This is a genomic window from Kitasatospora sp. NPDC056138, assembly GCF_042264695.1.
In the GTDB taxonomy this organism is placed as follows: Bacteria; Actinomycetota; Actinomycetes; order Streptomycetales; family Streptomycetaceae; genus Kitasatospora.
The window spans coordinates 1-7,756 of record NZ_JBHJVK010000133.1 but is presented as its reverse complement, the minus strand read 5'-3'; the positions used below and the strand labels follow the sequence as shown (position 1 = coordinate 7,756).

General features: G+C 68.9%; 7 protein-coding genes. 4 read left to right on the top strand and 3 right to left on the bottom strand.

All coding sequences use genetic code 11. The features are described from left to right. The 4 genes from ACFC1R_RS38075 to ACFC1R_RS38060 all read left to right on the top strand — a co-directional run. Positions 1 to 300, top strand: a 300-nt coding sequence (locus ACFC1R_RS38075; RefSeq protein WP_375946307.1) for a SpoIIE family protein phosphatase, incomplete at its 5' end; no start/stop codon positions are given. 287 nt (positions 301 to 587) lie between these two features. Next, positions 588 to 1,994 (top strand): IS1380 family transposase, encoded by a 1,407-nt coding sequence (locus tag ACFC1R_RS38070; RefSeq protein WP_375946306.1) that lies wholly within the window; start codon positions 588 to 590, stop codon positions 1,992 to 1,994. Between the two features lie 599 nt (positions 1,995 to 2,593). Further along, positions 2,594 to 3,058 (top strand): MFS transporter, encoded by a 465-nt coding sequence (locus ACFC1R_RS38065; protein ID WP_375946305.1) that lies wholly within the window; start codon positions 2,594 to 2,596, stop codon positions 3,056 to 3,058. Then, the gene (locus ACFC1R_RS38060; RefSeq protein ID WP_375946304.1) at positions 3,034 to 3,864 is read left to right on the top strand and encodes an MFS transporter; all 831 of its coding nucleotides are present in this window, start codon (positions 3,034 to 3,036) and stop codon (positions 3,862 to 3,864) included. The genes ACFC1R_RS38065 and ACFC1R_RS38060 overlap by 25 nt, the downstream gene beginning before the upstream one ends. 539 nt (positions 3,865 to 4,403) lie before the next feature. Here ACFC1R_RS38060 and ACFC1R_RS38055 read toward each other — a convergent pair. Genes ACFC1R_RS38055 through ACFC1R_RS38045 form a run of 3 tightly spaced genes read right to left on the bottom strand, consistent with a single transcriptional unit; the run spans position 4,404 to position 7,662 of the window. Continuing rightward, positions 4,404 to 5,525, bottom strand: a complete 1,122-nt coding sequence (locus ACFC1R_RS38055) for a TniQ family protein (protein ID WP_375946303.1) — start codon at positions 5,523 to 5,525, stop codon at positions 4,404 to 4,406. Continuing rightward, positions 5,522 to 6,586, bottom strand: coding sequence for an AAA family ATPase (locus tag ACFC1R_RS38050; protein WP_375946302.1), 1,065 nt, complete (start codon positions 6,584 to 6,586; stop codon positions 5,522 to 5,524). Before ACFC1R_RS38050 ends, ACFC1R_RS38055 begins: the two co-directional genes overlap by 4 nt. Next, positions 6,583 to 7,662, bottom strand: coding sequence for a Mu transposase C-terminal domain-containing protein (locus ACFC1R_RS38045; protein ID WP_375946301.1), 1,080 nt, complete (start codon positions 7,660 to 7,662; stop codon positions 6,583 to 6,585). The genes ACFC1R_RS38050 and ACFC1R_RS38045 overlap by 4 nt, the downstream gene beginning before the upstream one ends. Positions 7,663 to 7,756 lie beyond the last annotated feature (94 nt).

The window sequence follows — 7,756 nt, the reverse complement described above, 5'->3', positions numbered from 1 at the left end:
GACGGTGGCCACGACCTGCTGGACGCGGCCACCGACCCGCCGCTGGGCGCCCGCCCCGAACACGTACCCCGTCCCCAAGCCGGTCTCGCCTACCATCCCGGCGACACTCTCGTCCTCTACACCGACGGCCTCATCGAACGCCACGACGAGGACATTTACACCGGTCTGGGCCGCCTCGCCGAAGCCCTCGCGCACTGCGCCGGACTGACCCCCGACGATCTCGCCGACACCCTGCTGGGCTGTCTCGGACTGAGTCACGGAGGCAGCGACGACATCGCCCTGGTCGTCGTCCGCCTCTGAGCGGCCGATCCGGGCGGCCGTGACCGGCCCGGGCACGCTGACCCTTCGGCGGCCCGGCGCGCACCGGGACGGGTAAAGGGCCAGGCCTACCGCCGTGGCCCGCACCAGTGTCCCTCCGGGTCCTCAACATCCATCCGAACCAACGACCTGCCAAGTACGGCTCTAGCCTGCGCGTTTCATCCGGGGTCGCGTCCGGATCATGATCGGAAAAGTGAAAGTGCCTTCTGAGCTGCAACGATGAGGCTTGTCTAAGGTCCCAGTCGTTCCAGCAGGAAGGCACTTTCTGCGTGCACACTACCCGGTCACGCCCCAAGCTCGTCGTCAGTGCCGACGGGCACGGGGTGGTCAACCACGCCGGCTCGCGTCTGCTGGCGGATCTGGCCGACGCCACCTCGCTGACCGGTGCCTTCAGCGACGCCCTGCACCGGCTGCGACCGCGCGGGACCGGGCACGATCCCGGCCGCGTCGCGGTGGACCTGGCGGTGATGCTCGCCGACGGAGGCGAGGCGATCCGGGACCTGGCCGTGCTGCGTGACCAGCGCGACGTGTTCGGCCCGGTCGCCTCCGCACCGACCGCCTGGCGCGTGCTCGCCGGCATCGACACCAACAACCTGAACGCACTGCGGGCAGCCCGGGCCGCTGCCCGCGAGGTCGCCTGGCTGCAGACCGCCGAGACCACGGACGGGATACCGCCGGCTCGTGCCGGAGGACGTCAACTGCCCGGCCTGGTCCTGGACATTGATGCCACCCTGGTCACCTGCCACTCCGAAAAGGAAGAGGCGGCCGCCACCTACAAACGCGGGTTCGGCTACCACCCGATGCTCTGCTTCCTGGACAACACCGGCGAGGCCCTGGCCGGCATCCTGCGACCCGGCAACGCCGGAGCGAACACCGCAGCCGACCACATCACGGTCATCGACGCGGCCCTCGCACAGATTCCCGACGCCCACCGCCACGGCACCCCGGTCCTCATCCGAGCCGACAGTGCGGGCAGCGCGAAAGCCTTCCTCGCCCACCTGCGCGCCCTCAGGCAGCGCGGCATCCAGACCACCTTCTCCGTCGGACACGCCGTCACCGAACAGGTCCGCAAGGCCATCCGCGCACTGCCCGACCAGGTCTGGCACCCGGCCCTGGAACAGGACGGCACCCTTCGCCCCGGCGCCGAAGTCGCCGAGCTGACCGGCCTGGTCGACCTCACCGGATACCCGGACGGCACCCGCATCATCGTCCGCCGCGAGCGTCCCCATCCAGGCGCCCAGCTGTCCCTGTTCGACCAGGACGAAGGCATGCGCCACCAGGCCTTCCTCGCCGACACGCCCGTCGCCGGCGGCGGCTCGATCCAGTACCTGGAGGTCCGCCACCGGGCTCACGCCCGGGTCGAGGACCACATCCGCTGCGGCAAGACCACCGGCTTCGGCCGCTTCCCCTCCCGCCACTTCGCCATCAACCAGGTCTGGCTGGAGCTGTCCCTGACCGCGATCGACCTGCTGGCCTGGGCCCGAACCCTGCTGCTGGACGGCGAGTTGGCCACCGCCGAGCCCAAGAAGCTCCGCTACCGCCTCCTGCACGCCGCCGCCCGGATCACGCGCGGAGCCCGCCGCCTACGCCTGCGGATCGCCGCCACCTGGCCCTGGCGCCACGAACTGACCGCAGCGTTCAGCCGCCTGATCGCACTGCCCCGACCGGCCACCTGACAGTCCAAGCCGCCCCTGCCCACCCACGACCCGAGGACCCAGGAGCACCCGGCCATCGCGCCGGGCCCTCGGCCTGCCCAACGTCCGACGGAGCCTCCCGACCTCCGACACAGGGATCACCCCAGATCAGCCGACGCGAACCGAAACACGGAGGCTAGCCGGCTGCCCACTGGGGGCCAAGGTGAGTGGAGCCCTCACCGATCCACGCCGCAGGGGAGTCGCCACGCCAGCCATCGACGTGGCCTGCTTCGGGAGGTAGCCGTCGGGGCGGCGGGCAGTGATCGGCACGAGCCCGCGCCTGGACGTCGACTCCACCAAGCTCGGTCAGGACGGCCAGGAGCAGGCCGATCGGTGGACCGTGCAGCCGACAACCCCGGATCCCTGGTGACAGACCAACTTCAGTCGAGCGAAAGCAACATATCGATCTTGCGAAGGGGACTATTGTGCATGCCATGCCGCACCCCCGTGACTGACCGACAGCCGCCCAGCAGCCGCTCCTGCTGGACTACGCGAAGTGCCCCCTTCGTCATTCGTCCCATACCGCTCCACGGGACGTCTTCGCTGCTTGGAGTCATCAGGTGCCAACCGCTCGACCTCGCATGCCCGGGAGCCTTGCCGTTCTCTTACGGACCAACCCCGACTTCAGACGTCTGTTCTGCGCCTCAGCGTTCAGCCTGACCGGCGACTGGTTCACCTTCGTCGCGCTAAGCGGCTTCGTCTACCACCGGACCGACTCGCCCGGATTGACCGCGCTCTTGTTCGCCGTCAACTCACTCCCCGGGGTACTGCTGATTCCACTCATCGGCCCGCTCACCGACCGCTTCGACCGCCGGCGTCTGCGGACCACATGCGACATCGCCGCCATAGCGCCGGTCGTGGGCCTGCTGATTGCCTTCCACCTGAGGTCGGTGCCGCTTGCTCTGGTCTTCCTGGCTGTCTTGTCAGTGTTCGCCGCCGTGTCGAGTCCCATTCCCGAAACCGTCCTGCCCAACATGGTCGACAGTCAGACCTGCCCCTGGCCCAGGCCGCACTCGGCAGCGTGTACTCAGGGGGCCTCCTTGTAGGCGCAGGGCTGGGCGGCTTGGCCAGCGCGACCGGGGGAAGTTCCACTGCCCTGGTCATCGACGCCGCCTCGTTCGCCGTGTCCGCCCTCCTCATCGCCAGCGTTCGCCAGCCCTTCTCGACAATCGCACTGGGCCAGCGCATGCGCGTGTGGGCCGACACCGCCGAACTCTGGCGATTCGTACGGGCCACTCCCGTTGTCGCCGCATTTCTGTGGCTGACAGCAGGACTGCGCCTCTCCTACGGCATGGTCGGCCTCCTGCCCGCTTATGCCCTCGCCCGCTTCCATGTCGCAGACGCAGGCGTCGGTGCGCTCTACCTGGCGCAAGGAATCGGCGCGATCCTCGGCCCCTTCCTGGGCCGGCGGCTCACCGGCGGTTTCGGCCACCGGCGCCTGTACGTGGCCGCTGCCGCGCTGGCTGTCTTCGGCCTCGGATACCTTGCTCTGGCCCAGGTCGACCAACTGGGACTGGGCATGGCCGCCGCGCTGGTCGGCCACCTCGGGGTGGGTGCGTGCGCGATCCTGGCCGTCAACGGCCTGCAACTCGCGAGCCACGACCACATCCGGGGGCGCGTGATGGCGCTGGTGTTCGGCGTCTCCTCAGGCTTGCAGGGGCTGTCATCGCTCGCCGTAGCCCCGCTCGCCTCCACCCTCGGCATGACGGTGACCACGCGCGTGCTCGGCGTTTTCGCCGTTGCGTATGCCGCATTCTGGATCATGCGCATAGCACGAATGCGAGCCATCCGAAAGACCGCTGAATCGGACATCACCCAGGACAGCGGACGCGAGCGCACCGGCATGACGTGATAGATGCGCCACCTCATGCTCTTCGGCACAAGAGATCGTTACGAACAAACGGCGCCTTCCGTTCCGCCTCGGCTTCACGTGACTGACCAGGTGATATACCGCCGGTGCATACTGACGCATTTCGGCTTGTAACAGCTGGATGAACGCTCGCCATCATTGGCTAGTTTCATGGCCTGCGCACACAAGGTCCGGACGTGCCATGCATGCTGCGCTCTTGGCTCACCTCAAAGGACGGCGGCGTTCACGGGCTGCCGCCGCGCTACGACCGATGCATGTCTCACCCGAACCTGGACTCTCTCGCGACCTCTCGACTGAAAGATCTACTAGTGGACGCGCGCTCACGCATGTCCGAGATTGAGCAGGCCCTCTAGCATCACAGGGATACAGCTGATTGCTACCTGCGAAAATGCCGCCGCCAGCTGTGGCTGACACTGGCCTGACATTCCTACCCGGAAGGGGCCAACTATCCCGTAGACAGCTTCTCCGTGCCCCGGCTACGGACTCTCCCGCTTTCCGGCGCGGCCGCCCCCTGTCCGGTCTCACTGATCATGGCGGACGCGGCTGTGTCGAGCTGCGGATTGCCAGGTTTGGTGAGACGGATCGGGGATGCCGAGCTCAGGGATCATGGCACTTCTTAGGTGGCGCCATCGGTGACGCCCGCGCGACTGCCGGACCTGGTCGATGTGGTTCCAGATCGCATCAGCTGGCCTGCGGGGGGCACTGCATGGCCACTGGCAAGCGGCGGCTGCGAGGGGTGTCAGCCCGAGTGCTGCTCTCGTCCGGTCGACCAGCGCGCGGATCTGCTCCTTGTTCTCCGCGTAGAAGAACTCAGTCGGGGCGACGGTCATGGGCGCCAGGAAGGCGGCCAGGGTCGCGACTTCAGGGTGCGAGACGATCGCGGCGGCCTCGCTGTTCTGCGTGATCGTCTCCGCCTCGGCGGGCCAGTCCAGTTTGTGTGCGCGTGTCTGCCAGCGTTGCACCATCGCTGGTTCCGCCCATCGGTCTGTGGTCCACTTCTCGGCGATCGAGCGGGCGTCGCGAACGCTCATGACCAGAACGTCGGGGCCGTAGCAGCGGAGGATCTGGGCCAGTCGTCTCTGAGCGGCGGCCATGCCGGCGAGGGGGCTCAGATCGACCGGCGGCGGGAACGGTGGCCGTTCGGTCACATTCGTCCACGATCCGCTGATGGTGACGCTCTGCCAGTGCTGGTGGCGGGCGCAGATGACCCGGGTAATGGGCAGGTGGAGGCGGGGCGGCGCGGTGTTGCGCCGGATCGCGCAGTGGGGGCAGGCCCGGCGGGTGTAGCCCATGGCGGCTTGGAACCGGACGGCTGGGGTCTTCTTCTCCATGAGATCCGGCGCGTGCTGGCGGGTCCAGCCCAGGGCCGGCAGTGCCGCTGACAGCCGCCCCAGGGGCAGGCCGCTGATCACTGCCAAGCGTTCCGCGGATGGTGGGTTGAGCAGGGCTTCGAAGAACTCAAGGTGCCTGCCCAGGGACGAGGATTCCGGTCTGGCGATGGTCTTCCAGAGGATTGTGTCCCGGGTGCGGTTGGCAGCGGCGAGGCGTTGGACGAACGAGGTCAGCGACTCGCCTCCCCAGGGGCGGATGGGGATCGGCAGCGAGCGGGCCGGGGCCTGGTGGGCGTTTCGCGTGTCGCTCATCCGGCGGCCTTGCGCTGGCGAGTCCCGGCGGCTCTGGCCGTCCGTCGACGTGGGGCACTCGTCTCCGCGGCGGTGTCGAGCGGGATGTCTTCCAGGATCGGGACGGTGATCCGCTCGGTGCCGGAGAGGATGGCCCTGACCGCGGCGGCCCGCACTAGGTGCGCGAGGCTGCCGATCATCCCGGAGGTGCGGTGGTGCAGGAGGTCGGACTGGTCGACGAGGGTGCCGGGCCGGTGCCGGTGCAGCCGCAACGACTGCTCCATGGTGGCCAGCAGCTGCTGCCACTGGGCCTTGTGGGCTGCGGTGGCGGTCGTGAACGGCTTGGCTGCCACGCTCACGAAGCGTCCGGCGATCTGCTTGCCCCGGGTCCCGGTGAACAGGCCGGCCTGCTCGACGTCGATGCCGGCGTAGCCGAACGTCGCGGTGATGCGCTCGGACAGGTACTTCAACTGGTCGGAAGCCTTCGCTCCGGCCCGGGTCGTGAGGTTGAGGTTGTGGATCTCGTCCACCAGTACCAGCTCGCAGCCCAGTTCGGCCAAGACCTCGCAGACGGCGTTCGTGATCTGGGCCTGGTTCTGACCGCCGACCAGAGGGATGCCGAGGAAGCGGGCGAACTCCATCGCGAGCATCTTCGGGGTCGCAGCGGGCGGCACCGTCACGTAGACCACGGGCATCCGTGGGCCCGCCCCAGCAGGAAGGCGGCGTCGGACGTGCTGTTCGTGCGCCTTGCCGAGCTGGGTGATCGCGGTGGTCTTGCCGGTGCCGGGCTCGCCGGTGACGATCAGCCCGCGCCGGGCGGAGACCTGCCGCCGGTTGAGCAGGGTCAGTTCGCGGCCGGTGCGGATGATCTCCATCATCGTGGGGGTCTTGGCGACCAGGACCTCGGTGTGGTGCTCGATCCGGGCTTCGTCGTAGAGAGCGCGTTCGACCTCGTTGAGAGCGGCCAGCTCCTTGGGCCGAAGCAGTGTGACCGTGGCGGGGAGGTAGTCGACGAATCTGGCCCACCCTTCCTTGGTCGTAACGGCGGGCCGGCCGGGCGCGAGTTCCTGTTCCGTGCTCATCGGTAGTCGTCCTCGCTGAACGGGTCGAAGATGCCGAACGGGATCACCTCGGCCAGCGGAGCGTCGTCCACGTCCGCCTCGTCCACGTGGTCGGCCCCGGTCGCGGGCAAGGCCCCGGCGAGCCGGACCTGTGGCAGGCGGGGTTCGGGGACCGCAGGCTGCGGCGCGTGCGGCCGGCGGCCCGCGCGCTGCAGCAGGTCGTCCAGCGCGCGGGCGACCTGCGCCTGGTCCGTGTCGTCGTGGCCGCGGGCGGCGACCGTCCGGCGGGCTTGGCGCCAGAGGCTGTCGGAGAACGGGCGGGTGATCGTCTTGTGCAGGGTCCATTCGGCGGTGATCCAGCCGCCAGCGCGGTGGTCGCGTACGAAGACGTGGGAGACGTCGTGCGGGTCGAAGTGGACTTCCCAGCGGCCCCGTTGTGTGCTGACCCCGGAGAGCTGGCGCCGGTAGGGGACGAGTTCGGGAGCGTCGTAGGTGCGGTTGTCGATGCGGATCCCGTAGTCGTTGATGGTCCGCCAGGTCGCGGGCAGCAGCTCGATGTAGTCGGTCGGGCCGAGGGTCATCGGCAGGTAGCCGCTCGATGCGACCAGCAGCGCGTAGGCGTCGTTGGGTGACAGCGACCGGCGCGGCAGGAAGGGGTGGGCCAGCGCCTCGTGCGGGCGCAGCTGCCAGCCGGCGATCACCCATTCCTGGAGGAGGTCGTCGAGTTCGGGCAGGCTGAAGGCGGCCCGGCGGGCGGGGTCTGTGCCCCGGCGGCTGACGTCCCGGCCGGTGTAGCTGGCGACGTGCTGGCAGAACAGGCTGTTGATCGAGGAGAACGTCCGCTCGACCACGGCCTTGTCCGTCGGGGTGCCCGGGTGCGCGAGCTGGACGGAGATGCCCAGTTGCCGGCAGGCGTCGGTGAAAGTCCGCGAGAGGTAGACCGCCCCGTGGTCGGTGGTGATGGTCTCCGGGACGATCACCGGCTTGGCCGCGGCCTGCGCGAACCGGGCGTCGATCCGCAGGAGCCGGGCGTGCGGCAGCAGGGAGGCCGATGCGGCCAGTGCGTGCGGCCAGGTCGGGCGCATCGGCTCGGGCACTAGGGCGGGTATCGGGTCGTGATCAATCTGTGGGATTCGCTCTCACGGCGAGGCCTGATCAGGTAGATCATGTCGCGTGACGCGAGTGCAACTG

Excerpts from the sequence above, each read along its gene's own strand:
- ACFC1R_RS38065 (WP_375946305.1), top strand. The coding sequence starts at position 2,594 with ATGCCCGGGAGCCTTGCCGTTCTCTTACGGACCAACCCCGACTTCAGA.
- ACFC1R_RS38055 (WP_375946303.1), bottom strand. The coding sequence starts at position 5,525 with ATGAGCGACACGCGAAACGCCCACCAGGCCCCGGCCCGCTCGCTGCCG.
- ACFC1R_RS38050 (WP_375946302.1), bottom strand. The coding sequence starts at position 6,586 with ATGAGCACGGAACAGGAACTCGCGCCCGGCCGGCCCGCCGTTACGACC.